Source organism: Nocardia vaccinii NBRC 15922, assembly GCF_001613305.1.
Classification (GTDB): domain Bacteria; phylum Actinomycetota; class Actinomycetes; order Mycobacteriales; family Mycobacteriaceae; genus Nocardia; species Nocardia vaccinii.
Genome location: NZ_BDCC01000006.1, coordinates 20,693 through 45,775, shown reverse-complemented (window position 1 = coordinate 45,775; position 25,083 = coordinate 20,693). Strand labels below are relative to the sequence as shown.

Here is a 25,083-nt window from a genome sequence, read left to right as displayed (position 1 = left end):
CCCGCCTCGCCGTTCGGACGCGTGACGGGTGCGAGGAACGAGTACCCGGCACGAGGCCGAACGGCGAGACCTCCAGGGCCGCGAACCCACCGCAGCGAAGCGGAGGCAAATCGAACACCGTGCTGTTGGCCGCACTGCTGACACTGCAGATCGCGCTGGGTGAGGAACCGCTGCTGATCTTCTCGCTCGCGTTCGGGGTTTTCGCGATCGTGTACTACCTGCATCGGCCGCGAGCCGGGCTGCGCGTGCTGCGGGTGCTCACGCCCACGGTGCTGGGTGCGGCCCTGATCACGGTGGCGCTCACCGCGATTCCGCTGTGGTGGCAGTTCTGCGGACCGCAGAGTTACAGCTCCATCGATCATGGACCGATGGGCAACGACGTGAAGACGCTGACGCAGTTTCCGTCCGAATCGCTGGGCGGGGAATTCGCACCGGGACAGAACGTCGCGATCAATCCCACCGAACAGAACGCGTATTTCGGCTGGCCGCTGCTGATTCTCGTGGCGGTGGCCGCGATACTGCTGTGGCGCAAGCGCATTCGTTCGGCCGATGAGCTTGCGGGTTATCGCGTGGTGCGCGCGTGTGCGGCGGTGATCCTCGGCTTCGGCGTGCTGTCCCTGGGCACGCCGGCGATGTTCGGCACGCATTCGACCGGGATCACCCTCCCGTGGCATTGGCTGGAGAATCTGCCCCTGCTGGACACCATGCTCGAGACGCGGTTCACCATGGCCGCCGTCCCGGCGATCGCGGTGATACTGGCGCTGGCAACCGAACGCGCGCTGGGCTATTGGCGAATTTCGCTGACCGAACCGCGACCGCTGATCTGGTTCGCCGCCCTGGCCCTGGCGCTGGTCCCGCTGGCCCCGACGATCCTGCCGGTCACCCACCGCCCGGACGTACCGTCCTTCTTCACCGACGGCACGGTCGAGCGGTACGTCAGCGGCGGCTCGGTGGTCATCGCGCCACCGCCGACCCGCCTGGACGCCCGCCCGCTGCGCTGGCAGTACGCCGCGAACTTCGACTTCCCCATCGCCGGAGGCTATTTCGTCGGCCCCATGGCCGACAAGAAGGGCGGCTACGGCCCCATCGACCGGCCCACCGCGGGTCTGCTGATGGATGTCGAACGCACCGGCCGCATTCCGCGCATCGACGCCACCACCCGCGATCGGGCCCGAAAAGACCTGCGCTATTGGAACGCCGACATCGTCGTCCTCCCACCCACCCGCAACGGCGACGCCCTGCGCACCGTCCTCGACCAATTACTCGACGTCCCTGGGCAATACGTCGATGGCGTACGGCTCTGGGACGTGCGCGGCCGGACCTGATCCGGCACCTCGGACGGACCGGCAGACATGCGAGAGCGAACCACGCCGCCTGCGAGCGTTTCGCGAGCTGACAACTTTCCGCGCCGTGCGCGATGAGGATGTCGAGCGGGATCTCTCGGAGACTTGTTGTGCCGGAAGCCGGTCGGCTGGAGAGCACAGGAGATGGGTGGGTGCCGTACCGGCAGCCCAGCCGCCGACCGATTCACCCGGCGTTGGCGGTGCACACAGTATCCACGACGAACGCCGGTCTGATGACCCGCAGGATCAGCGGCTCATCGAGTTGGTTGTCGGGGGAGGCTTTCGCCTTCCGCTCGGCGGCAGCGCGCGTCGGACCGTTTCCCGTGTAGTAGAGGGGCATGACGGCCGACAAAGTGATGGGCCCCAGAACGTTTTGTGCGTCCTTCTCGACCAGTGAGCCGCATTCGTTGCGCATCCGGGTCAGCACAACGCACGCGCGTTCGCCCCCGCCCACCCGACGGCACGCGGCCAGAGCGGCTTCATCCGCGGCAGACTGGTTCGGATAGTCGACCGCCGAGCCGGCATGGCCCATTCCGGTAGCGATCGCGCCGTACAAATCTCCTGCCGCGTTCGCGGTCCCGGCCGCGCGCACTCCCAACACCCCGGTGGCCACGATCACCATGGCCAGCAAGGATTTTCCCACCAACGACATATCATCAACCCCGGATCGGAAGAGCGGTACCCGGCGATCATGACGGTAGGGATTCAGGTTGTCCAGCCGGTATTCGTCGCGTCCCGGGCTGCGGCATCTCGCCTGATCCCCAGCGACGTGTGGCGGGGATCACGGCGAGGTGGAGCCCGCGAGGGGGAATCGAACGGGTGGATGGCTAGCATCGGGGATCGTGCGCGCTGACTCCCCCGGGTTCTCCCGTGTCCGGCTGGTTGCTCTCGTTTCGGGGGTGCTGGCAGTCCTGTTGGCGGTGATCACGCCACTGCTGCCGGTGCGGCAGGATCGGGCGACGCTGGACTGGCCGCAGCCGCAGTCGGTGGACGTCGACGCGCCGCTGGTGTCGTATACACCGCTCGAACTGCGTCTTTCGCTGCCGTGCACGGTTCTGCGAGAGCTGTCCAGCGGGACCGTGCTGTCCACCGTGCCGGCCGAGGCGTCGAAGGCCTCGGCCAGGGGGCTGCTCGTGCGGGTGAGCGACGAGCCGGGCGCCGGGCGCACGTTCTCGGTGTTGCAGCGCGAAATCCCGGTGCTGTCCGCGCCGGTCGCCGAGGTCGCCGGATGTGCCGAGTTCACCCTCGAATCCACGGTCGCCGCGACGACAGCCACCCTGACCGGCGTGCACCGCAAGGACGCCACGCCGTTCACCAATACCGTCGCCGGGGATGTGCGGCCACAGGTGGTGGGCGTCTTCACCGATCTGACCCGCGCCCAGCTCGGTGACGCGCATCTGCACGCCGACATCGACGCGCGGTTCTCCTCCTCGCCGAGCGTGCTGAAGACCGCGGCGACCGTGGGCGCGGTGCTGTTCACCGTCATCGCGCTGATCGCGCTGCATCTGATCGATACCGCCGACGGCCGCCGCCCGCGCCGGTTCCTGCCCGCGCGGTGGTGGCGGTTCACCCTCGCCGACGCGGTCGTGCTGGGCACGCTGGTGCTGTGGCACATCATCGGCGCGAATACCTCCGATGACGGCTACATCCTGAATATGGCTCGCACAGCCAGACATTCGGGCTATATGTCCAATTACTACCGCTGGTTCGGCGTGGCCGAGGCGCCTTTCGGCTGGCCGTACGAGGTGCTGTCCTGGATGACCCGGATCAGCGATTCGAGTCTCTGGATGCGCCTGCCCGCCCTGCTGGCCGGAATCCTGTGCTGGTTGGTGATCAGCCGGGAAGTGTTGCCGCGCTTGGGTGCTCGGGTGCGCCGGGACCGGGTGGCACTGTGGACCGGCGGGCTGATCTTCCTGGCCGCCTGGCTGCCCTACGACAACGGCCTGCGCCCGGAACCGCTGATCGCGTTGGGCGCGTTGCTGACCTGGGCGTCGATCGAGCGGGCGATCGCCACCGGCCGACTGCTGCCGGCCGCGATCGGCATGCTCATCGCGGCGTTCTCCCTCGCCGCCGGGCCGACCGGGCTGATCTGCATCGCCGCCATGATCGCCGGATCTCGTCCGGTGCTGCAGATCATCATCAAACGCGCGCGGCACGGTTCGGGCCGCGAGGTGCCGGGGGCGGCGCGGGGCGGAATCGGTTCGATCATCCTGCGTTACGGTTCGGTGCTGGCTCCCGGCGTGGCCGCGGGAACGCTTGTTCTGGTGGTGGTCTTCGCCGATCAGACACTGGCCGCGGTGCTGGAGGCGACCCGCGTCCGCACCATCATCGGTCCCAATGCCGCCTGGTTCGACGAACGCACCCGCTGGGATGCGTTGCTGTCGTTGTCTCCCGACGGGTCGCTCTCGCGCCGCTTCGGAATCCTGGGCCTGCTGCTGTGCCTGGCGGTATGTGTTCTGGTGATGTTGCGCAAGAACGGCCGAATTCCGGGGACCTCGCGCGGGCCGTCCGCGCGTATCCAGGGCGTCGTCTTCATGTCGCTGCTGCTGATGATGTTCACGCCGACCAAGTGGACGCACCACTTCGGCGTCTACGCGGGCCTGGCCGGATCGGTGGCCGCGCTGACCGCGGTCGCGGTGGGCACCAACGGAATTCGCGCACGATACAACCGATCGATATTCGCCGCCGGGGTGTTCTTCCTGTTGGCGGTGACGTTCACCGGATCCAACGGCTGGTGGTACGTGTCGAGTTACGGGGTGTCCTGGTACGACAAGGCCCCGCTGCTCCTCGGCAAGGGCTTCTCCACGGCGTTCCTGGGCCTGGCGGTGCTGTGCCTGCTGCTCGCGGCCTGGCAGTACTACCGGGAACCGTACCGGCACAAGGACGCTCCGGGTTCGCGTCGACGGTTCGACCGATTCGCCGTACAACCGCTGACCATCGCCGCCGCGGTCATGGTGCTGTTCGAGGTCGCCTCGCTGGGCAAAGCCGCGATCACCCAGTACCCGGCGTACTCGATCGCGAAGTCGAATCTGCGTGCGCTGGCCGGGAACACGTGCGCCCTCGCCGACGACGTTCTGGTGGAAACGAATACCGCGGATTCGCTGCTCACCCCGTATTCCGGTCCGGCCGCGAACGGCCTGTCCGCGGACAGCACCGGATTCACCCCGAACGGCGTCGCCGAGGATCTGACCGCCGACGCCGAGGAGACCTCGACCGGCGGCGCGAACTCGGTCAACCAGGATTCGCAGAACAAGACCACCCGCACCACCGCGGCCGGAACCGGGGGCGGCACGACCGACCGCCCCGGCGTCAACGGCAGTACGGTCGCCCTCCCGTTCGGCCTGGACCCGGCCCGCACGCCGGTGATGGGCAGTTACACCGCCGGCGACAAACAGCAGGCCCATCTGACCTCGCAGTGGTATCGACTGGATCTGGCACGGGCGCAAAGCGATCCGGCCTATCGGATGCTGGTGGTGACCGCGGCGGGCCGGATCAAGTCGGTCGACAAGGACGGCGTGGTCACCTACGGCCAGGATCTGAGCGTCGAATTCGCCCATCGCGCACCGGACGGCACGGAAGCCGCGCTCGGCTCGTTCGTCCCGCTGGATATCGGCGGCGCACCGTCCTGGCGGAACATGCGAATTCCGCTGGACCGAATTCCCGCACAGGCCAACGCCGTTCGCATCGTGGCGGTCGCGAACGACCTGACCGCCAAGCAGTGGCTCGCGGTCACCCCACCCCGCCTGCCCCGGCTGGAGACGTTGAATTCGGTAGTGGGAAAACATGATCCGGTCCTGGAGGACTGGCACGTCGGCCTGGCGTTCCCCTGCCAGCGCCCCTTCGACCACCGTGACGGCGTCGCCGAGGTCCCGAAGTGGCGTATCCTGCCCGACCGCACCGGCTCGGACGCCTCCAACGCCTGGCAGGACGATATCGGCGGCGGCCCGCTCGGCTGGACCGGCCTACTCCTGAAGGCCGAAACCGTCCCCGCCTACCTCGACAACGACTGGGGCCGAGACTGGGGCTCCCTGGTCCGCTTCACCCCCTACACCCCGCGATCCACCCCCGCCACCATCGACGTCACGGTGCAGAACACCTGGGGCTGGAAGAAGCAACCCCCGATCAAGGAGAAGTGAGCAACGCGCCAGGTCCGGTCCGACAAGAAACACCGACCCCAGTCTGCGCCGCAGCTCACCGTCGGAACCTGAAACCCGCCGAAGCGGGGCGAAAGACCAATGCGCCGAGCGGAGCGTTGCGTCCCGCCGGAAATCGCCCACGAGCACATGACCGAAGCCCGAGGCTCGACCACACAACGACAAACCTCGAACACCGAAAACCCGCCGAAGCCAAGCCAGGCAAAGGCCGACGCGCCCAGCGGCGAAGCGTCTCCGTCCCGCCGGAAATCGCCCGCGAAGCGATAGGTTCAACAACGCCAACGCCAAGGTTTTCGGCGCGGGCTCATCGTTCAACCCTCGAAGCGCATGGCCGAAGGCCGAGTCTCGTGGGCTGAACGACGAGCCTTATAGCGCCGAAAACCCCGCCGGAGCGAAGCGAAGGCCAAAAACACAGGGCTGAACGACGAGCCTTACAGCGCCGAAAACCCCGCCGCAGCGAAGCGGACGCCATAGACACAGAGGCCAAAAACACAGTTACGATCACCCGGTGCCCGACGCCGCTACTGCTGTCTTGACAGACCCGAACCCCGCCGCTACACGAGCGAGGTCCCGAGACTTCCGCACGGCCCGGCTGATCGCCCTGATCGCCGGGATCCTGGGCGCGCTGTTCGCGGTGGCGACCCCGTTCCTGCCGGTGAACCAGACCACCTCGGAGGTGAACTGGCCGCAGCACGGCACGCTCGGCAACGTCGAGGCGCCGCTGATGTCGCAGGTCCCGGTGGATCTGGAGGCGAACATTCCGTGTTCGGCGGTGACCAAGCTCCCGGCCGGCGCGATGGTGCTCAACACCGCACCGGCCCAGGGCGATCGAGCGGCACTCGAGGCGCTGTTCGTCCGCGTAACCCCGGACACCGTCGACGTGGTGAATCGCAATGCCATCGTGGCCTCGGCCAAACGCGCCGAACTGCGCGGTTGCGGCACGATCCACATCGTCTCGGATATCGGCCACACCTATGCCGCATTCGAGGGCCTGACCACACAGGTCGATCAGGCGGGCCCGGACGGCACGACCACCAAGGTGACCGTCCCGGTCGAGGGCACCCAGGTTGGTGATCTGCGGCCGCAGGTGGTGGGCGTGTTCTCCGACCTGAAGGGTGCGGTTCCGGCGGGACTGTCCTTCCACATGACGGTCGACTCGCGATTCACCTCCACCCCGACGATCACCAAACTGACGGCCTCGATCGCGGCGCTGCTGTGCACGCTGATCGCCCTGGGCGCGCTGGCCCGGCTGGACTCCGGTGACGAGCGTGGCCATCGCCGCATCTTCCCGCGGCATTGGCTGAAGCCGACCTGGGCCGACGGCGCGGTGATCGGCACGCTGGTGGTGTGGCATTTCATCGGGGCGAACACCTCCGACGACGGCTACATCCTGACCATGGTGCGCGTCGCACCGCACGCGGGCTATCTGGCGAACTATTTCCGCTGGTACGGAGTCCCGGAGGCGCCGTTCGGCTGGTATTACGACGTCATTCAGGCGTTCGCGCACATCTCCACGGCCAGCCCGTGGGTCCGCATCCCCGCGACGCTCTGCGCTATCGCGTGCTGGATGGTGATCAGCCGCGAGGTGGTGCCGCGACTGGGGCGAGGATTGCGGAGCAATCAACAGACACCAGGATTGCGGAGCAATCAAAACACACAGGTTCGCTTCGGCTCGGTCCCGCTGTGGACCGGCGGGCTGGTGTTCCTGGCCTTCTGGCTGCCCTACGACAACGGCCTGCGTTCGGAACCAATTGTCGCCCTGGGTGTCCTGCTGACCTGGGTGTCCATCGAACGCGCCATCGCGACCGGACGCCTGATGCCCGCCGCGATAGCGGTGCTGGCCGCCGCGTTCACCTTGGCCGCCGCGCCGACCGGATTGAACTGTATCGCCGCTCTGCTCGCCGGAATTCGCCCGCTGGTGCGAATCGTCGTGCGCCGCAGGCGTGTTCTGGCCGACTCGGGACGCAACCGTTGGGACCGATCGTTCCTGGGGTCGACACTGCCGCTGCTGGCTCCGATCGCCGCGGCCGGATTGCTGGTGCTGACCGTCGTCTACAACGATCAGACCTTCGCCGGAATTCAGGAGGCCGACCGGCTGCGGCAGCAGACCGGGCCGAATCTGGCCTGGTACGAGGATTACCTGCGGTACTACTACCTGTTCGTGGAGACCGTGGACGGCTCGGTGTCGCGCCGATTCGCCTTCCTGGTGATGATCCTGTGCCTGGTCACCACGATGCTGGTGCTGCTGCGGCGGCGCCGGGTTCCGGGTATCGCGAGCGCACCGACGTGGCGGCTGATCGGCGTGGTGTTCGGGACGATCTTCCTGATGATGTTCAATCCCACCAAGTGGACCCACCACTTCGGCGCGTATGCCGGTATCGCCGGGTCACTGGCGGCGGTGACCGCCGTGGCGGTCTCGGCGACGGCGCTGCGGTCACGCAAGAACCGCTCGATTTTCCTTGCGGCACTGCTGTTCACGCTGGCGGTGTCGTTCTCGGGCATCAACGGCTACTGGTACGTGTCGAGCTACGGCGTGCCGTGGTTCGACAAAATGGTCGTGCTGCACGGCATCAAGTCGAACACCGTGATCCTGGTGCTGTTCGGGCTGGCGCTGATCCTGGTGGGCTGGCAGGCCTTGCGCGAGGGTTACGCGAAACCGCCCGCGTCCGCGAAATCCGTGCGCGGCAGACGGATTCGCAAATTCGCCGCGATCCCGCTGACGGTCGTCGCGGCCGCGATGGTGCTGTTCGAAGTGCTCTCGCTGGCGAAGGGCGCGTACTCGCAATACCCGGCATTCTCACTGGGCCGCTCGAATATCGACGCCCTCGGCGGTAATTCCTGCGGCCTGGCCAATGACGTTCTGGTGGAACCGAATCCGAACGAGGGACGGTTGCAGCCGATCATCGATCGGGCGAATCCGCCCGCCAAGGGCGATCCGCTCGCGGGCGCCGATCCGTCCGGCTTCACCCCCAACGGCGTGCCCTCGGATCTGAAAGCCGATGCGGTCGAGGTGAAACCCGGGACCGGCAACACGTCGAGCCAGTCGGTCGGCGCGAACTTCGCCGAGGGCCAGAACGCCGGAACCGGCGGCGGTTCGATCCAGCATCCGGGCGTCAACGGCAGCACCGTCGCCCTGCCGTTCGGCCTGGATCCGGCGAAGACGCCGATCATGGGCAGCTATCAGGAGGGTCTGCAGACCCCGGCGCATCTGACCTCGAGCTGGTATCAGCTGCCCCCGCGTTCGGCGCAATCCCCGCTGGTGGTGGTGACCGCGGCCGGCCGGATCCTGTCCTACGACCAGACCGGCGCGATGCAGTACGGCCAGAATCTGGTGCTCGAGTACGGCAAGCGCCGCGCCGACGGAACCGTGCAGTCGGAGGGCAGTTACGTACCGCGCGACGTGGGCCCGGCGCCGTCCTGGCGTAATCTGCGCATCCCGCTGGACAAGCTCGCTCCCGACACCGACGTGGTGCGCATCGTCGCCGATCGCCGGGTCCTGATCGGCGATCAGTGGCTGGCCTTCACCCCGCCGCGCGTGCCGAAACTGCGGACGCTCAACACGTTCCTGGGATCGAAGCAGCCGGTGCTGGAGGACTGGGCGGTCGGCCTGCAGTTCCCCTGCCAGCAGCCGTTCCTGCACCGCTACGGCGTGGCCGATATGCCGAACTACCGCATCCTGCCGGACCGTCCCCTCGCGGTCAGCTCGACCGACACCTGGCAGGCCGAGGAATTCGGCGGCCCGCTCGGTTTCACCCAGATGCTGGCGAGTTCCACCACCATCCCCACCTACTTGAAGGACAACTGGGCCCGCGACTGGGGTTCGCTCGAGCGCTACGACCGCTACGTCCCCGAGGCCACCCCCGCGACCATCACCACCGGCACGGCGACCCGCTCGGGCCTGTGGTCCCCGGGCCGCATGCGCTCCTACTGAATCGAATCGGCAGGTGGCGCGGATCTTTCCGCGCCACCTGCCGATGCGTTGGCTAGGGCTCGATGCGATCGCACCATTCGTAGACCGGAAGGTTGCCTTCGGGGGTGTCCTGGTGCCGGGGGGTTACCTTGAAGCGCTCGTAGCCGCCATGGAACTGCACCCGTAATTCGATGCCGGGCGGGGTGATCGGGACGATGCGTTGCGGCAGGTCGGCGGGCCCGCCTTCTAGTACGGCCTTCGGTGCGCTACCCATAGCTGAAGGCTCTCACATGTGAGCGGCCCGCCCGGCTGAATCCGGGAAAGACACTCCGTTCATCTGTCGTTCAGATGCCGGACCCCTACAGCGGCAACAGGTGGTGCTTGCGCGGGTTGCGGATGAGCTTCTTCTCGCGCAGCAGGCGCATGGCCCGACGGATCTCGAGGCGCGTCGACGAAGGCTCGATGACCGCGTCGACGTATCCGCGTTCGGCCGCCACCCAGGGGGTCGCGACGGTCGCGTTGTAGAAGTCGATCATCTGCTTGCGGATGCCCTCGCGCTGCTCCTCCGGCGCGGCGGCGATCTGCCGTCCGCCGATCAGGCTGACCGCGCTCTCCGCACCCATGACCGCGATGCGGGCCGTGGGCCAGGCCAGATTGATATCCGCCCCGAGCTGCTTGGAACCCATCGCCGCGTAACCGCCGCCATAGGACTTGCGGATCACCACGGTCACCTTCGGCACCGTGGCCTCGACGAACGCGAACAGCAACCGCCCGCCGCGCTTGATGACGCCGATCTTCTCCTGCTCCACACCGGGCATGAACCCGGGCGTATCGACGACGTACACCAGCGGAATGTCGTACGCGTCGCACATCCGCACGAAGTGCGAGGCCTTGTCCGAGGCGCGCGCATCCAGCGAACCCGCGTACACCATCGGCTGATTCGCCACCACGCCCACGGCATGTCCGTCCACGCGGGCGAATCCGGTGATGATGTTCTTCGCCGCCGCCGCGCCGACCTCGTGGAAGTCACCGTCGTCGAAGATGCGCAGCAGGATCTCGTGCATGTCGTACCCGGCGTTGTCCGAGTCCGGCACGATCGAATCCAGTTCCCGATCGGCGTCGGTGACCTCCGGCTCGAGCCCCGGATTGATCACCGGCGGAACGTCCTGGCAGCTCGACGGCATGAAGCTCAGATAGTGCCGCACCCAGTCGAACGCCGCCTGCTCGTCCTTGGCGATATGGTGCACGTTGCCGTATTCGGCCTGGCTGTACGCACCGCCGAGTTCCTCGAGGCTGATGTCCTCACCGGTCACCTCGCGCAGCACCTTCGGACCGGTGACGAACATGTGCGCACTCTCGGTGGCGACCACCACATCGGTATTGATCGGCTGGTACACCGCACCACCGGCGCAGTTGCCCAGAATGATCGAGATCTGCGGGACCATGCCCGACAGCGGTTCGGTCAGCAGCGCGAGATTGGCGTACCAGGCCAGCGAGACCACGGCCTCCTGCACGCGAGCGCCGCCGGAGTCCTGAATGCCGATGATCGGGCAGCCGACCTTGGCCGCGTACTGCATGATCATGCCGACCTTGCGGCCGAACATCTCGCCGACCGACCCGCCGTAGACGGTCTGATCATGGGAGAACACCGCCACCGGACGTCCCTCGACCTTGCCGTGGCCGACCACCACACCGTCGCCGTAGAGCGAATCCTTGACGTTCGGGTTGCGCATCAGCGCGCCGATCTCGACGAAGGTACCGCGATCGAGGAACATCTCTATCCGCTCGCGGGCGGACGGAATCCCCTTCTTGGCGCGCTTGGCCACACCGGCTTCGCCTGCCGGTTCCTGGGCAAGTTCGAGCTTCTTGCGCAGATCGGCAAGTTTCTCCGCCGTGGTGTTCACTGGGCTCCCTTCGCAATTTCCGCGAGTTTCAGGGTGAGGTCTGCCCCGATCGTTGCGATACGTGGTTCGTCGATGATCTGGAGATGATCACCCGGGATGTGGATGATTTCCAGATTCGGGATGAAATCGTCCCAGCCGCCGTTGGGAAGCCGGTCGGCGTAGCGGGGTTCGATCTCGATGATGCCGTCGTGATAGCGATCGGCGAGGTACAGCACGGTGTCGCCATCGTAGTGCGACGGGCGGGTCTTCTCCAGATCGCGGCCGTCCAGCCACGAGGTGCGCTGATGTTCGATGACGCCGCCGGGAATCTTGACGTCGGCGAACTTCATCAGCTCCATGATGATCTGGTACTGCTCCTCGTCGGAGGCGTCCGCGAGTTCCTGCAGCATGTCGTCGTCCAGTTCGCCCTTGATGCCGTAGGTCTTCTGGGCGAACGCCTGGAAACGTTCGACGCGCGCGCGTCGGCCCTTCGGGCTGTTGTCCTCGGGCTCGACCGGAATCGCGAGGTCGATCAGGCCTACCAGACGCACGTCGTCACCGGCGGCGCGCATCACCTGGCCGACGCCGAGGGCGAACACCGCGCCCAGCGACCAGCCGTACAGCACATACGGCCCGCCCGGATGCAGTGCGCGGATCTTGTCCGCGTACTCCTGGGAGCGATCCTCGATCGACCCCTCGATGCGCTCGAAACCGTACATCGGGGTGTCCTCGGGCAGGCGCTTGAGCAGCGGCTCGTACACCAGGGTATTGCCGCCCGAGGGGTGGAAGACGAAGACCGGCAACGCATCCGAGCCCTCGACGGGTGCGCGCAGGGTGCGCACATAACCGTCGACGTCGCCTTCCTGATGTTCGCGCACGATGTTCGCGAGCTTTTCGATGGTGTCGCCGGCGCGCACGTCGGCCGCGGTGACCTCCGAGCCCACCCGCTCGGTGAGCCGTTCGGCCAGCCGCTGCGCGGTGGACTCGTCCAGCTGCGGCAGGGCGTCGAAGATGCCGCCCGCGGATTTGCCGGTGATGGTCGCCCAGGTGGCGTAGGCCAGGCGTTCGGCCGCGTCACGCGGCGGGACGTTCGCCTCGGCGGCCTCGACCACACCGGCTCCCGCCCGCTCGGGCGCGGTCGATTCGGCGGAGACGGAATCCGCGGCAGCGGACTCCGCCTCGGCGACCTTGGCCTGCACCGCGGCGGCCGGATCGTGACCGGCCTCCACCGCGGCACGGGCCGCGGCGACGAACTCGTCGTCCACGGTGAGCGTTCCGCCCTCGGTGGCCTGCTTCTCGGCCATGGCCACCATCTCGTCGCGGTGCTCGATGGCGTAGTGCAGCACCTTGCCGACCTCGTGCAGGCTGGCGTCCCGCACCGCGGCGATCTGCAACTGCGGAATATCGAATTCGTATTCGACGCGGTTCTTGATCCGCATGGCCATCAGCGAATCCAGACCCAGCTCCATCAGCGGGATCTCCATCGGCAGATCCTCCACGGCGTAACCCATGGATTCGGCGACGATGACGGCCAGGCGCTCCTCGACGGTCTCACTGCTGGCCGGATCCCAGCGCTCACCGAATTCGGCGAGCACGGCTGGGCCGTCCTCGGCGGTAACGGCCGGTGCCGCAACGGTTTCCGCCACGGCGGGAGCCGCGGCGATCGGGGCCGCACCCGACGAGGAGGTCACCACCGCCTCGAACAGCAGACGGAAAGCGTTGTCCTGCTTGGCATGCACCTGCACCGACGCACCGCCGGGATGCGGGGTCAGTGTGGTGGTCAACGTCCCCGAGGCGGGCACCGGCGAATGCGCCACGGCCGCACCGACCGTGACGTCGGCGAGCACCTGCGACGCGGCGGCGGCGACCAGTTCGGGCAGTCCGGCCACGGCCGCGGCCTGCACCTCCCACGCGTGCCGGCCGTCGGGCATCGCGACGTGCGCACCCGGCGCCCGGCCGCTGCCCGCCGCAGCGGATTCACGGTTCGCCGCGGTGGTGGCGATGCTGACCTTGGGCCAATATTCCTTGCGCAGGAAGGCCGTTCGCGGGATGTCGGCGTAGTCACCGGCACCGACCAGCGAGAACAGATCGACCTGATGTCCCTGCACGTACAATTGGGCGAGTGCGGAGATGATGCCCGCCGACTCGTCCTCCTTGCGCTTGAGCGTCGCGATCAACGCCGCGTTGTGCACTCCGGCGGCGAAGGTGGTGCCCAGAACCTGCATCAGCGCAATGGAATTCGGGGCGAGTTCGAGGAATGTGGTGATCCCGGCGTCCACGGCCTGACGCACCGCATTGGTGAAGTACACCGAGTGACGCATATTGGTCACCCAGTAGTCGACGTCGTGCACCGGATCCGAACCGGCGCGGTACACCACGCTCTTGTGCACGGTCGAATACAGATCGACCGTCGGCTTGGTCGGCTCGATCCCGGCCAGCTCGGCCGCCAGCTCGCCCAGCAGCGGATCCATCTGCGAGGTGTGGCCCGCGCCGCGGGTCTGCAGGACGCGGGCGAATTTCCCCTCGGCCTCGGCCCGCGCGACGATCGCGTGCACCTGGTCCGGCGGGCCGCCGATCACGGTGTTGGTGGGTGCGGCGTACACGGCCACCTCGATGTCCGGGAATTCCGGCAGCAGCGCGTCGATATCCTCGGCGCTGTACTCCAGCAGCGCCATATTGCGGATATCGGAGTCGGGCAACATCTCGTCGCCCTCCTTCATCAGCCGCGAACGCGCACAGATCACCCGGACCGCGTCCTCGAGCGGCAGACCGCCGGACAGATACGATCCGGCCGCCTCGCCCTGCGAATGTCCGACGATGGACGAGGGCTCGGCGCCGTGCGCACGCAGCAATGCGGCGATACCCAGCTGGATGGCGAACACGCCGACCTGTGAGGTACCGATATCCCAGTCCTGCGCGTCGTCGAGCATCATCTCGCGCACCGAGTATCCGGCCTCGTCCTGCACCAGTTCGTCGACCTCGTCGATGGTGCGGGCGAAGATCGAATTCTCCAGGTACAGCTGCTTACCCATCTTGCGGTGGTGCGAGCCGAAGCCCGACAGCACCCACATCGCACCCTTCGCGGCAGGCGCGTCGGCGGTGAACACACCCTGCCCGGGCTTACCGGCGGCCAGGGCGCGCAATCCGGCGACGGCCTCCGCACGAGTGGTCGCCACGACCACGCCGCGCGAGCGACCGTGATTGCGCTTGGCCAGCGAACGCGCCACATCCGCGAGCGGAACATCCTGCGCCGCATCGGATTCCAGCCAATCGGCCAGCTTCTGCGCGGCATGGCGGCGGCGCGAGGGCAGATAGGCCGAGACCGGCAGGATCACCGGCAGCGGTTCGGTGCGCTCCGAAGTCCATTCCGGCACAACGGTTTCGGCGCTCTCGTCGGACCGGTCGAGGATGGCCTCGGCATCGGCGACGACATCGGTGGTCTCGTCGTCCAGACCCGCCGCGGCGGCGGTCTCCGGAGCTTCCGGCGCGGCGGGGACGTATTCCTGGATCACGACGTGCGCGTTGGTACCGCCGAATCCGAAACCGGACACGCCGATCGTGGCCCTACCGCTGTAGCGGGGGAATTCGGTCGGGGTGTCGACGATCTTCAGATGCGCCTCGTCGAACTGGATGTACGGGTTCGGGCCCGCGAACCGGATGTTCGGCGGAATGACGTTGTGCCGCAGCGACATGACCACCTTGGCCAGGCTCGCGGCGCCCGCGCCGGACTCCAGGTGACCGAAGTTGGTCTTGGCCGAACCGAGCAGCGCGGGCTTGTCCTCGTCCCGCCCGCGGCCCACGATGCGGCCCAGCGCGCCGGCCTCGATCGGATCACCGATCAGGGTTCCGGTACCGTGCGCCTCGATGTAATCGACTGTGGAGGGCGCGATTCCGGCGTCGCGGTAGGCGCGGCGCAGCACATCGGCCTGCGCCTCGGGGTTGGGCGCGAGCAGGCCGTTGGACCGGCCGTCGTTGTTGATCGCGGTGCCCTTGATCACGGCGTGGATCGTGTCACCGTCGCGTTCGGCGTCCGCGAGACGTTTGAGCACCACCAGACCGGCCCCCTCGGACCGGATCATGCCGTCCGCATCGGCGGAGAACGCCTTGATGTGCCCGTCCTTGGCGAATGCCCCGATGGCGTCGAAACCCAGTGAACCGGCGGGCGCGAGCAGCATGTTCACCCCGCCCGCGAGCGCGAGATCCGCATCCCCCGACCGCAGGTCGCGCACGGCCTGATGCACCGCTACCAGCGTCGAGGAGCAGGCCGTGTCGACCGCGACCGACGGGCCGCGGAAATCGTAGAAGTAGGACACGCGGTTGGAGATGATCGCCGAGGAGCTGCCCGTGATCGCGTAGGCATCGGCCGAGGCGGGTGCGTCCGGATCGGATCTGCCCGCACCCAGCACGGCGAGCAGCTGGAAGTCGTTGGTCGAGCTGCCGACGTACACGCCGACCGACTCGCCCTTCAGCCCGCTCGCGGGAATCCTGGCGTGCTCCAACGCTTCCCAGGTCAATTCCAGCATCAGCCGCTGCTGCGGATCCACCCGCGCCACCTCGACCGGCGACATCGCGAAGAATTCGGCGTCGAAGCCCTTCACGACGTCCTGGTCCAGATAACCGCCCAAGGTGTTGGCCGAGGCGACGGCCTCGGCGATCTCCGGATCGGCGGTGAACTCCGACCAGCGTCCCGGCGGCAGATCCCGGATGGCATCGCCGCCGCCGATCAGGAATTCCCACGTCGACTCGGGCGTATCGCCCGCACCCGGCAACCGGGTGGACAGCCCGACGATCGCGATGTCGTGCGCCTCGCCCGGCCGGTATCCGGCGGTGTAGAAGGAGTCGTCGGTGGTCTCCTCGGGAAGTTCGGGCTCCCCGTTGATGATTCGCTCCGCCAGCGAGGCGATGGTCGGATGCTGATACACGATCGTCGCGTTCAACATCACGCCGGTGAGTTCCTCGACGTCGCCGCCGAGCGCGATGGCATCGCGCGAGGCCAGGCCGAACTCCTCCATCGGCCGGTCCACGGTGATGCTCTCGATCGGCTGGCCGGTCGCGTCGGCGACCCAGCGCTGCAACCACTCGCGCAGTTCGGCCACCGACATCTCGGCGCCCGCCGCAGGCTGCGAATCGTCCGTCTTCGCCGCTGCCACAGTCGATTCCGCGGCGGCGGTGGATTCCGCGGCGGTGCCGTCACCCGATTCGGCGGCGGTCTCGGTCGTCTGGGTGCCCTCGTTGTCAGCCATCAATCCTCAAGCTACCTGTGTCCGGGTGGTGCGCGGGCAGGGAACGACGGCCGATATCGCCGTCACGTCACTCTTCATCGGGTGCATCGGGGAACGCCTGCTGCGTGTAACCGCCACGCAGCGTGCCTTCCAGATACGCGGCCTTGCAGGCGCGGCGGGCGATCTTGCCGCTCGAAGTGCGGGGAATCGAGCCCGCCGGGACCAACAGTACGTCGCGAACGGTAACACCGTGGCGCTGCGAGATCGCGCCGCGTACCGCGTCGGCGATGGGCAGCGGGTCGGCCTTGCCCGCACCCGGTCCGCGCTCGGCCACGATCACCAACTGTTCGGAGGCGTCCTCGGCGTCGAACTTCAGACCGGAATGGCTGTCCGCCTCGAACACCTCGGCGGGCAGCTGATTCGCGGGCACCGAGAAGGCGGCGATGAAACCGGGACGCAGCGCGGTGCTGGCCTGCTGCGCCGAGTATTCGAGATCCTGCGGGTAGTGGTTACGGCCGTCGACGATCACCAGATCCTTCACCCGGCCGGTGATGTACAGCTCGCCGTCGACGTACACGCCGTAGTCGCCGGTGCGCAGCCAGATCGCGTCCTGCGCGGTGCCCTCGGCGTGCGAGCCCTCGGGCTGCCGATGGGTGAGCTGGTTCTTGAAGGTCTTGCGAGTCTCCTCGTCGCGACCCCAGTACCCGATGCCGATGTTGTTGCCGTGCAGCCAGATCTCACCGACCCGGCCCTCGGGCAGCTCGCGCGTGCCATCGGGGCTGTCGATGGAGTCGCCGTCGACGATGGCCGCCCACTGCGACAGCGCGATGTAGCCGCAGCTGACCTGCGGGATGGCATTGGCCGCGTTCTGGTCGACCTTGACCACGCGACCGGCGTTCAGCTCGTCACGGTCGACGTAGATGACCTTCGCCTCGTCCTCGTGCCGCGTCGCGGAGACGAACAGCGTGGCCTCGGCCATGCCGTAGCACGGCTTGATCGCGGTCTTGGGCAGGCCGTACGGCGCGAACGCGGCGTTGAACTTCTTCATCGAGGAGGTCGTCACCGGCTCACTACCGTTGATCAGCCCGATGACGTTCGACAGATCCAGCGTCTCGCCGTTGCGCGGCAGACCACGCGCGGCGGCGTGCTCGAAGGCGAAGTTCGGTGCGGCGGCGAAGGTGCCGGCGCCGTCGGAGACCGCGGCCAGCTCCTTGATCCAGCGGTACGGGCGCCGCACGAAGGCGCTCGGAGACATGATGGTGATGTACTTGCCGCCGATCGCGGGCAGGATCACGCACAGCAGACCCATGTCGTGGAACAGCGGCAGCCAGGTGACACCGCGCGAATTCCAGTCCAGATTGATCGCGTTGACCATCTGCAGCAGGTTGGTGCCCACCGCGCGGTGGGTGATCTCCACACCTGCCGGCGTGCGCGTCGATCCCGAGGTGTACTGCAGGTACGCGATATCGTCGACGTCGATCTGGGGTACCACCCACTTGTCGCCCAGGGCATCGGGCACCGCGTCCACGGCGATGATGCGCGGGCGCTGGGCGGCGGGCAGGGCGCGGAAGAGCTGGCGGACCCCGGCGGCGGAGGAGCTCGCCGTCAGGATCGCCGAAGGCTCGCTGTCGGCCAGCACCGCATGCAACCGGTCGGTGTGACCGGGCTCGTCCGGATCGAACAGGGGCACCGAGATGCAGCCCGCGTAAATCGCGGCGAAGAAGGAGATCACGTAGTCCAGACCCTGCGGCGCCAGAATCGCCACCCGATCGCCCGGCTTGCTCACCTGCTGCAGGCGCGCGGCCACCGCGCGCAGCCGGACACCGAATTCCTTCCAGGTCAGGTCCTGGTACTCACCGTCGCGCTCACGTGAGTAGTCGATGTATCGATAGGCAAGGGTGTTCGCGTCATTGCGGGTGTGCTTCTCGACGTAGTCGACCAGGGTACGACCCTCGGGAATTTTGATGTTCCCGGTTTCGTCCAGGTAGTCGTCGAAAGTCTCGTCCGTCATTCCTTCTCCTCCGAGGCACACGCAGCACGGCGCCATGGCCGCTGATACCTGTGAGGCCCCGACTCTCTTACGCCTGCGGCCGCTCTTCGTGCAAGAGCTCGCCTGCAGCTTTGTCGGCGGTCTGCGCGGTGACCGCCTATCGGCTAGATGTATTCAAAACCAGAGACATGGTACAGAGCGGGCACCGCGACAGTCTGCCCAGCGGACCCAACCTGTTCCGGACCACATCCGGCGGCCCGGTTCGCTTGGGTTGTCACGGTGTCGCCACCCCGTGACGACGGAATCTCCGGCAGGAAAACATCCGTCCGAGTCGGAAACGCACCACTATGAAACATCGACCCGAGCCGGTCCATGTTACGGATATCTCCGCTGGCCGCGCCGGATGTGCCGATCACCACAATCGGCGAGGGGCGCCGCGGGGCGCGTCCGGTGGGCGTACCCACATCGACCCGATGCTTGTTGCCCTCGCCTGCCGTCGCGGGGCGGAGCCCTCCCGGCGGCGCGCCCGGCGCGGTCGTACGACCGGCCGGTGCAGCGGCTTGTGTCATGAACCCATGCTCCTGACCCGTGCGGAAATCGGTGCGACGCCGGGCGGTCCCGATGGACCGGCTCCGGCGTCGCGATCAAAGGTGCACTTTACAGCCTGTGCGGCGATCCGAGGCGTTCTCATCGAGTCCTGGCCAACGAGGACTCCCGGCGAGGGCCTCACGAACGCTCGTCACGAGTGCCTCGGATGCGGCGCACCGTTGACCAGGCCCTCGACCCAGCCCGTTGTCCACTCCGTCGCGGTGCTGCGGTTGTCCGCATCGACCACGAACGAGTTGTACAGGCTGTGCACCGGATTCCCGGCCGCGTGGACCAGGGTCAGCAGACTCGGGAACATATTGACCGGGGTCAGCGCCTGAGTCGGCGCATCACAGATCAGATCGCCCTTCGCGCAGATGGTGTAGGTGCGACCGGCCAGTGCCCCGAATCCCGAACGCGGCCCGGTCATGGTGATGCCCGGCACGCTCAGCCCCCTCAGGGTGACCTCCGCGCCCTCACCCGGCGGCGTGGGGCCGACCTCGATCGCCTGCCCCGGCCCCGGCTCGCGGCGTCCGTCGGCGATGAGCATCACACCGAGCACCTGATCGGCCGGGACCGGCCCTTTGGCCGCGCCGATATCGGTGGCGATATCACCGGCGATCACCGCGCCCTGCGAGAAACCGGCGATCACGTAGGTGGTCAGCGGGCAGTTCTTGTACATCGTGGTCAGCTCGGCAATCGCGCGGGAGGCGCCCTCCGACCGGCTGACGTTGTACGAGGCCTGGCCGTCCGGCGGGATGGCGATCGGATTGGAGAACTGCGCGACGTACGGGACCGTGTAGACGTCCAGACGACTGTTCGAGAACTGCTGCCGCACCGGTTTGGTGACGTTCAGCATCAGCGACGCCGGATTCGCGGTCGGATTGTGCGGGTCGTCGTTGCTGTTGGACTCCCAGGTGCCCGGGATCGCCAGCAGTTGCACGTCCGGACAGGAAGCCGATTGCGAGGTCGGTTTCTTGGCCGTCCCGGGCGGCCTCGGCACGGGCACATGCGAGCAGCCGGCCAGCATGTACCACAGCGATATCACCACGACGACGAACACCGCGAGGGCCGCGAGAATCGTCAGGCATCCAACCCCCCGGCGGCGCGGTCCGCGCACACCTCTGCCGTACCCCGAACGTCGCGCGCTCACTTGTTGCAGTACGTCTGGTTGGCTACATCGACATAGACCTGGCCGAGCTGGGCGATCGGCATCTTGTTCGGGTCATAGGAGGGGTCCTGACCGGCCATCGCGTTCACGTAGGTCTGGATCTCCTGCTGCGAGACGTTGCTCTTCCTGGCCTGGCAGATGTAGTTCGCCACGGCCAGCGGGATGTCCGGGGACGACACCGAGACGCCGCGCGCCTTCAGCGCGTCCAGGAATGCCTGGTCCTTCGCGGTGATCTTCGGCGTGGACAGGGTGGGCGTCACGGCCGGTTGCGGCTGCTCGCTCGTGGTGGTCTCGGGGGCCGCCTTGGTGGTGCTCTCGGCGGTGGCCGGCGCGGACGTCGTGGTCGTCGGCGCCGCGGTGGTGGTCGAGGTCTTCAGCGTGGGCGTGCTCGATGCGGTCGAGTCGTTACCCCCGCAGCCGGTGAGCAACAGGACGGAGGCGATCGTAACGGCCGCACCCGCGGCCACACCGCGTCCGGCGAGGCCGGCCGCCTTTCCACTGGTCCGAAGCATGAATTCGTATCCTCGATCTGGGTCAGGGCAGAAGGTCGCCGTCCAGGCTAGCCGCATCGACGAAGAAGCCACACAGTTCAAGGCCCCGTCGTCACGAACAGGCCGACGACACGACCTCACACACCCCGCTCATCCCGGACAACGCCTCGGCCCTGCTCGCGACCCGGTAGAACCGGTCATCACCCAGGCCGACGACGAACCCGTACACCTGGTTCCGCCATCCTGGGTCGACGCCAACCTTGTTCGGGACCCCAGGGCCGCGAACCCGCCGGAGCGAAGCGGAGGCAATTGAACACAGCGAAAATTACAGCCCGTGGATTTCGGGCTTTCCGTTGTGGATGACGACGAAGCCGGTCTGGAAATTCTGCTGCACACCGCCGGGGACCGGGAACTCGTCGCTGATCGGATAGCCGAGTTTGCCGTGTTCGAAGCCCTGGTGCGCCCAGGCGTCCATGATCGGTCCGGTACGCACCGCCCACGCGCCCGACAGCGGACTCCAATAGATGTTGCCGCCCTCGAACCGGCTGATCCGACCGGCGTTGACCAGCGGCTGCTCCCCGGCGACCGGGAAACCCAGGAAGCTGTTCTCGAAGCCGAGCTGCGCGTACTTGCCCAGGATCAGCCCGGCCACCCGATGAGCTCCGGACTTGGCGCTGAAGTACATCGGACCGTTCTGGAACCCCTGCACCACGCCGTCCCGGTTCGGCGTCCTGGTCTCCGGTCCAGTCGGATATCCGGCCGGGCCGCGCTCGAATCCCTGCTTACCCCACGCCTCCAGAATCGCCCCGCGCACCACCTGCGCGCCGGTCTGCGGAGTCCAATAGATGACGCCATTGCGGAAACTCTGCAGACGTCCGTGGCCGTCGGGCAGCGGACGTTCGTCGCCGACCGGAAATCCCAGTAGCCCAGCGGGTCCCGCGGTCGCCTGGTAGGTACCACCGATCGCACCGGACACCGGATGGGCGCCGGTCGACGGGGACCAGAACACCTGGCCGCCGTGGAAGTCCTGGGCGCTGCCGCCGGCCACCCGGTATTCGCCTGTGGTGCACGGGCCGAGCCAGCGGCCGACCTTCGCCACACCCGCGATCGCGCCGCCGGAATTGCAAGCGGGGGCGTCGGCTTGCACACCGAGTGCCTGCGCGGCCTGCGGCCAGGACTGCCGCATCTCGAAATCCCAGTACGGCCACGAATGCGTGCCCGAGGGCCGGTATTCCGCGGTCACCGGGATCGCCAGCTTGTTCAGCTTGCTGACGAAGTTCTGAGTGGTCAGGCGGGACAGGATCTCGAGGCCCATACCGGCCATATTCGTACTGGCCCCCGGCGCGACACCCGATGGTGGATCGAAGGCGCCCGCGGTGCCCGCGCCCGCCGAAACGTACAGGCTGATCCCCTTCAGCTTCTCGGCGAGACCGGCGGGATCGTGCGCGGCCCATTCCGAGCTGGTCGGCGGACCCCACATATCGTTCGCGTCGAATCCGCCCGCGTCCCGCATCGCGAACATGATCGCCTGCGGCATGCCCAGCGTCGTGGTGGTGAGGAAGCCCGAATACGAGGCGGCGTACTTCACCCAGTTCGGATTGCGTCCGGCCAAGAACATCGCCGCCGTGCCACCCATCGACAGGCCCTCGATTCCGCGTGCGGCCGTGGCCCGCCACTGGCTCTCCAGCACCGGGGACAGCTCCCTGGTCAGGAAGGTCTCCCACTGATAGTTCTTGCCGTTGTCGGCGCGGGCCCAGTCTGAGTAGAAGCTGGACTGCCCGCCGATCGGCAGCACGACCAGCGCGTCCTTGTCGGCATAGAAGTCGACCGCACCTGCGTCGTGCGTCCAGCCGCTGTAGTCGTCGGTCGCGCGCAGCCCGTCGAGCATGATCAGTTGCGGGAACCGCATATCCGGACGCGTATACCAATCGCGCGGCAACAACAACTGCACCTGAATCGGTGTGCCCATCGACGGCGAATTGATCCACAAGGACACCCACCGGCTCGTCAACCACACCACCTTCTGCACACTCGCCCCGCCCGGCAGCGGAGCCGGTGCGGGAGCGGGAGCGGGCTTGACCGGCGCGGGAGCCGGTTGCGCCGCCTGTGGTGCGGGAGCGGCCTGAGGTGCGGGAGCCGGAGCGGCAGGCTGCGGCGCGGGCCGAGGAGCCGCAGGTTGCGGCGCGGCCGGAGCGGGAGGCTGCGCTCCCGCCGCCGGTGTCACCCCAGGAGCAGCCGGAGCGGGAGCAGCCGCCCCAGGAGCGACCGGAGCGGGAGCCGGTCCCGGAGCGCGAGCCGGAGCAGCCGGCGCGGGAGCACGAGCCGGAGCCGGAGCAGCCGGCGCGGGAGCACGAGCCGGAGCCGGAGCAGCGGGTCCCGGAGCGCGAGCCGGAGCGGGGCCCGGGGGCGGGGCAGCCGGTGCGGGAGCTGCCGGTGGTGCGGCGGCCGGGGCTACGCGGGCCGGGGCAGCGGGAGCCGGATGCGGGGCTGGGGGAGTGTGGGTTCGGGAGGTGGGATGTTGTGGCGCCGGGGCCGGGGCGGTTGGTGGCTGGGCGATAGCTGAGGTGCCCGTGGAATAGCCCACGGCGAGCGGTAGGACGACAGCGGCGGATAGCGCCGCGAGCCTGAACCGGCGCGCACGGGCGCGTTTGCCACTCCCTCTGCTCTCATACGCCACACCTGCCACAGGGATTTTTCTACCGCGCAAATCAGGTTTGAACGTGCCGACGCGCGGATAAGACTATGAGTTGTCCGTTCAACAGCCGTGGATCCGCGGACAAACCGGCCGCAAACGACAACCGGCGCCGTGCACGAGGCACGGCGCCGGTCGGGGGAGAGCCGGTTACTTATCAGGCATGCAGTGCGGCCAGGATGCCCGGACGGGCCTTGGCCAGCTCGTCCTGCCAGTTCCGCCAGATGTGGGTACCCGTGGCCGGGAAGTCGTAGGTGGCCGGGATGCCCAGCGACTGCAGGCGCGCCTGGAAGGTGTAGGTGCTGACCATCGCGATGGCCTCGAGCGCCATGGCGTTACCCGTATTGAACAGGCCCACAGCCGAATTCATGTGGTCGCGCTGATCCGGAATACCACTACCGGAGGAGATGAACATCGGCAGGCCACGCAGCTGCGGCGCGAAGACCATCGGGTCCGAACGCAGCCACTGCGGGCTCCACGGCGCGGCCATCGAGTCGGCATTGAACCGGCCGGCGTCGAGCATCATGACGCGGATCGCCTCGCGCATACCCGGCGCGTTCCAGTTCAGCGGGCCCGAGAACGAGGCCGCGTACTTGAACTGGTTCCGGTGGAACGCCGCCAGGCGCAGCGCCGCCGGGCCGCTCATCGACAGACCCGCGACCGCCCAGTTGCTGCGCGAGACGTTGTAGTTCGCCAGGAAGTTGGGCAGTTCCTTGGTCAGGAACGTCTCCCACATGTAGGTGAACTTCTGGCCGTTGGTGTTACTCGGCGACTGCCAGTCGGCGTACCAGCTGGACTGGCCGCCCACCGGCATGACCAGCGTGACGTTGTCGTTACCGAACATCTGCTGCGCGTTGGTCTCGAACGACCACGCGTTGCGATCGTCGCGAGCGCGCAGACCGTCGAGCAGCAGCAGCGCGGCATTACCGCCGTGCCTGGCCCACTGCACCTGGACCTTGACCGGGCCCATGGAGGAGGGAACCATCAGCTCCTGGTAGCCACCGGCCGGGGTGCGATGCACCGGATGACCGACGATCGGGGACGCCGTGGCGACCGACGGGACTGCTGCTGCCGTCGCCAGCGGGAGCGCCAGTGCAGCGGCGCCGACGGTGAGAAGTCGCGCGCGCCAACCGAACCGAGCAATTCGCCGCCCTTGGGGGACTCCCGCCGAGGCGGGCGCCGAATCCGACGCCGGCGCTGCGGACCTGCCGAAACGCATGGATACTGCTCACTTTCTGCTGCTGTAGTCTGCTGTTGTAGGCGTACCGCGCAACCGCAGTCGAGCTGCTGTCGGCGGCACGGTACACACTCGTCTCGGATCCCGATCTCCGAAGCGAGCAACGCCGCGTCTACGAGTGGTCACACTTGCGCTCGCTGGACCATATTCGACCGATCAGCGGTTAGCAAGATGAGGGCGCACCCGTGTCCGAAATCCGCCCGAGACCTTTCGTAATCGTGCAGTGACCTTATCGCGTTCCCCCGGTTATGTCGCGGGAACCCTTCCCGGATCCAGGAATTCGTGGTAACTGCGAATCCGCTCGAACCGCCGCGGCCTCGCCAATTCACCGATGCGAACGACCGGTTCAACGACGCGTTCACAGACGCCACACAGTGCGGTCACTAGTTTCCGGGGTGTTCACAT

At 67.5% G+C, this 25,083-nt stretch carries 13 protein-coding genes; 4 read left to right on the top strand and 9 right to left on the bottom strand.

Annotated elements, in window-relative coordinates:
- The coding region (locus NV1_RS02795) for a glycosyltransferase family protein (RefSeq protein WP_218026907.1) at nucleotides 1–1,325 on the top strand (1,325 nt) is incomplete at its 5' end.
- A 202-nt stretch (nucleotides 1,326–1,527) separates the two neighbouring features.
- On the opposite strand, the gene NV1_RS02790 is transcribed toward NV1_RS02795, so the two are convergent.
- Entirely contained in the window at nucleotides 1,528–1,965 is a 438-nt protein-coding gene (locus tag NV1_RS02790; protein WP_169813274.1) for a DUF4189 domain-containing protein, read from the bottom strand.
- A gap of 220 nt (nucleotides 1,966–2,185) precedes the next feature.
- Between NV1_RS02790 and NV1_RS02785 the strand changes: the two genes are divergently transcribed.
- Together NV1_RS02785 and NV1_RS02780 are read left to right on the top strand one after the other, a co-directional pair.
- The gene (locus tag NV1_RS02785) at nucleotides 2,186–5,479 is read left to right on the top strand and encodes an arabinosyltransferase domain-containing protein (protein ID WP_067885169.1); all 3,294 of its coding nucleotides are present in this window, start codon (nucleotides 2,186–2,188) and stop codon (nucleotides 5,477–5,479) included.
- Between the two features lie 526 nt (nucleotides 5,480–6,005).
- Nucleotides 6,006–9,428, top strand: a complete 3,423-nt coding sequence (locus NV1_RS02780; protein WP_067885167.1) for an arabinosyltransferase domain-containing protein — start codon at nucleotides 6,006–6,008, stop codon at nucleotides 9,426–9,428.
- A 52-nt stretch (nucleotides 9,429–9,480) separates the two neighbouring features.
- On the opposite strand, the gene NV1_RS02775 is transcribed toward NV1_RS02780, so the two are convergent.
- The 7 genes from NV1_RS02775 to NV1_RS02745 form a co-directional block, all read right to left on the bottom strand.
- The gene (locus NV1_RS02775) at nucleotides 9,481–9,681 is read right to left on the bottom strand and encodes a DUF5988 family protein (protein WP_067885166.1); all 201 of its coding nucleotides are present in this window, start codon (nucleotides 9,679–9,681) and stop codon (nucleotides 9,481–9,483) included.
- A gap of 85 nt (nucleotides 9,682–9,766) precedes the next feature.
- Nucleotides 9,767–11,311, bottom strand: a complete 1,545-nt coding sequence (locus NV1_RS02770) for an acyl-CoA carboxylase subunit beta (RefSeq protein WP_067885164.1) — start codon at nucleotides 11,309–11,311, stop codon at nucleotides 9,767–9,769.
- Nucleotides 11,308–16,533, bottom strand: coding sequence for a polyketide synthase Pks13 (pks13, locus tag NV1_RS02765; protein WP_084525012.1), 5,226 nt, complete (start codon nucleotides 16,531–16,533; stop codon nucleotides 11,308–11,310). The genes NV1_RS02770 and pks13 overlap by 4 nt, the downstream gene beginning before the upstream one ends.
- A gap of 67 nt (nucleotides 16,534–16,600) precedes the next feature.
- A complete protein-coding gene (gene fadD32, locus NV1_RS02760; RefSeq protein ID WP_218026906.1) occupies nucleotides 16,601–18,523 on the bottom strand; it encodes a long-chain-fatty-acid--AMP ligase FadD32 in 1,923 nt (640 codons plus the stop codon).
- A 718-nt stretch (nucleotides 18,524–19,241) separates the two neighbouring features.
- Complete coding sequence (locus NV1_RS02755) at nucleotides 19,242–20,207, bottom strand: cutinase family protein (protein ID WP_067885161.1); 966 nt, start codon at nucleotides 20,205–20,207, stop codon at nucleotides 19,242–19,244.
- 29 nt (nucleotides 20,208–20,236) lie between these two features.
- Nucleotides 20,237–20,770 (bottom strand): DUF732 domain-containing protein, encoded by a 534-nt coding sequence (locus tag NV1_RS02750; RefSeq protein ID WP_067885158.1) that lies wholly within the window; start codon nucleotides 20,768–20,770, stop codon nucleotides 20,237–20,239.
- 304 nt (nucleotides 20,771–21,074) lie between these two features.
- Nucleotides 21,075–22,718 carry an alpha/beta hydrolase-fold protein gene (locus tag NV1_RS02745; RefSeq protein ID WP_157116450.1) on the bottom strand — a complete coding sequence of 548 codons (1,644 nt, stop codon included), beginning with the start codon at nucleotides 22,716–22,718 and terminating at the stop codon, nucleotides 21,075–21,077.
- Between NV1_RS02745 and NV1_RS43155 the strand changes: the two genes are divergently transcribed.
- A complete protein-coding gene (locus NV1_RS43155; RefSeq protein WP_157116448.1) occupies nucleotides 22,711–22,875 on the top strand; it encodes a hypothetical protein in 165 nt (54 codons plus the stop codon). The genes NV1_RS02745 and NV1_RS43155 overlap by 8 nt on opposite strands.
- 723 nt (nucleotides 22,876–23,598) lie before the next feature.
- Here NV1_RS43155 and NV1_RS02735 read toward each other — a convergent pair.
- Nucleotides 23,599–24,660, bottom strand: a complete 1,062-nt coding sequence (locus tag NV1_RS02735; RefSeq protein ID WP_084525010.1) for an alpha/beta hydrolase — start codon at nucleotides 24,658–24,660, stop codon at nucleotides 23,599–23,601.
- Between the last annotated feature and the right edge of the window lie 423 nt (nucleotides 24,661–25,083).